Below are 2,331 nucleotides of genomic sequence, written 5' to 3' on the forward strand. Positions count from 1 at the left end.
ATCCTCCAGGAACGGGGGGGACGGGGTCTCGACGCGGGATTCGGTGTGTCCATGCCCGGGAATTATATTCTCATGTATGAATCTCCGGCAGGTGAGAAACAACGGGAGATCCTGAAAAAAGCGGATGAGACGATCGCAGGGATTGCGGCAGCAGTCAGCCGATGCGAGAAACGGAGTCTTCCGTCATCTCTCATCAACCGCATGTTGTATTTCCTTGCATATCCTTATTTCCGGTCCCATGCCCGTGACGGTGACAAAAAATTCTCAGTTTCAGAGCAATGCACGGCCTGCGGGACCTGCGTTGCCGTCTGTCCCTCGAAAAATATCGAACTGGTGAATGACCGGCCGGTGTGGAAGCACCGCTGCGAACTCTGCTGCAGCTGCATCCATAACTGCCCGGCCCGGGCCATCCAGGCCGGGGCAAAAACCCCCTCACGGGGGAGGTACCGGAATCCGGAAATATCCGTTACCGACTTAAAACTCCAGAACGGTGGATCATCATGAAGACCATCATCTATTATTTTTCCGGCACCGGCAACTCACTTGCCGCTGCAAAGAAGATCGCCGCAGTCCTCGGTGACTGCGAGCTCGTGCCGATCGCATCGCTGAAAGATACTGCCGGAGACATTGTCACGGCAACCGATCGGATCGGGATCGTTGCCCCGGTCTATGACTTCGGCCTGCCAGCGATTGTTGCGGAATTTCTTGCGAGACTTGATCTCAGAACCGCCGGTTACACCTTCTGCGTCCTCACCATGGGAGGGATCGGGGCATCGGCCCTCCACCAGGCAAACGCGGTTGCTGAGAAGAAGAACGGCCGGCCCTTTGATGCAGCATGGGTTGTACGGATGGTCGGAAACTTCGTGCCGCTCTATTCCCCTGCGGAAGGTGCAAAGAAGGAGAAGACCCTTGCGGCAGCCGATAAGAAGATCCAGGACATTGCTGATGCGATCCAGATGGGTATCACGGTGCGCCCGCGAATCGCCCCGTTCTCATCGCTGCTGAAACGGCTGATGTACGAAGGGTTCATCCGCCAGATCCGGGAGATGGACCGGCAGTTTATCACTGACGAAAAATGCACGCACTGTGGTACCTGCTCGCGGGTCTGCCCGGTCAAAAACATCGTGATGGTGGAGGAGAAGCCACAGTGGCTGCACCATTGCGAGCTCTGCATGGCCTGCCTGAACCTCTGCCCGGCGCAGGCGATCCAGTGGACAGAGAAGACGAAGAACCGGGGCCGGTACCGGCACCCCGCGCTGAAGATCGCTGATATGAAAGCCCAGCGCGGGGAAGCGCCGGAAGAGTAACCCTGACAGAGGAAAGTACCATGACAGAAAAACCAGAAACCAAAAACGTATCGTCGCGCCAGAACATCCGGAAATGGATCCTGATCCTGTCGTTCATCCTGATCCCGGTAACGATCTTCTACATCTCACCCATCATTGTCATGATGGGCGCCGGGGAAGGTGTTGCATCGGGCAGCCTGCTGCTGTACATTGCACTCTTCCTCCTCTCGCTCGTTGTTGCCCGGCTCTGGTGCGGGTGGCTCTGCCCGATGGGAGCATGGCAGGAGATCTGTTCGCCGGTCATAAAGGGGACCGTGAAGGAAGGCTGGCGGAACTGGATCAAGTACGGCGTAACCATCCTCTGGCTGGGCATGATCGCGTTTACCTTTTCCCAAGCGGGGGGGATCCGTTCGGTGGACCCCTTCTACGGCACCGTGAACGGAATCTCGATCTCGTCAGTCCAGGTCCTGATGATGGTGGGCATGATCTTTGCCTTCATTTTCATCATCGCGTTTCTCACCGGAAAGCGCGGGACCTGCCATGTCTTCTGCCCGATTGCCGGTATCATGGTAGCAGGCCGGAAGATCCGGAACCTGTTCCACTGGCCGGCGCTGGGGCTCTCTGCTGACTCTTCCCTCTGCATTGACTGCAAAAAGTGCTCAAAGGAATGCCCCATGGGCCTTGACGTGAACGGCATGGTCCGGAAGGATGAAATGGAAAACGCCGACTGCATCCTCTGCGCAAGCTGTGCTGATGCCTGCCCGAAGGGAGCGATTAGGTACGGCTGGAGCAGGAAGTAACGGTGGAGCAGGACATGAACGGAATCGGCAGCGGGAAGAAGATCCTTGACGATCTCTCCGATCGGATCATCGCCCTCTCTTCGTTCCGCACCATCACCTTTTCCCTTGCCGGGCTTCTCATCACCGGCTTCCTTGTCAACGGGAGGCCGTTCGGTGTAGCGGAGTTGAAGTCAATTACCGGCGGCGTGGGCATCCTTGACATGGAAGTGTTTTACACGCCGGAACAGGCGTACACGTTCCTTGCA

4 protein-coding genes are annotated in these 2,331 nt (G+C 57.1%); all 4 read left to right on the top strand.

Features of this window, described 5'->3' with window-relative positions; genetic code table 11:
- The coding region (locus tag CW742_RS10795; protein WP_292420272.1) for an EFR1 family ferrodoxin at window positions 1-504 on the top strand (504 nt) is incomplete at its 5' end.
- Entirely contained in the window at window positions 501-1,307 is an 807-nt protein-coding gene (locus CW742_RS10800) for an EFR1 family ferrodoxin (protein ID WP_292420273.1), read from the top strand. The genes CW742_RS10795 and CW742_RS10800, both read left to right, overlap by 4 nt.
- 20 nt (window positions 1,308-1,327) lie before the next feature.
- On the top strand, window positions 1,328-2,086 hold the full coding sequence (locus CW742_RS10805; RefSeq protein ID WP_292420275.1) for a 4Fe-4S binding protein: 759 nt from the start codon (window positions 1,328-1,330) through the stop codon (window positions 2,084-2,086).
- 14 nt (window positions 2,087-2,100) lie between these two features.
- The coding region (locus CW742_RS10810) for a hypothetical protein (protein ID WP_292420277.1) at window positions 2,101-2,331 on the top strand (231 nt) is incomplete at its 3' end.

This window comes from Methanoregula sp. (assembly GCF_002835825.1).
GTDB lineage: Archaea > Halobacteriota > Methanomicrobia > Methanomicrobiales > Methanospirillaceae > Methanoregula.

What these genes read in the sequence shown, in the direction of transcription:
- CW742_RS10805 (WP_292420275.1), top strand. Translation starts at nt 1,328, where the DNA reads ATGACAGAAAAACCAGAAACCAAAAACGTATCGTCGCGCCAGAACATC.
- CW742_RS10800 (WP_292420273.1), top strand. Translation starts at nt 501, where the DNA reads ATGAAGACCATCATCTATTATTTTTCCGGCACCGGCAACTCACTTGCC.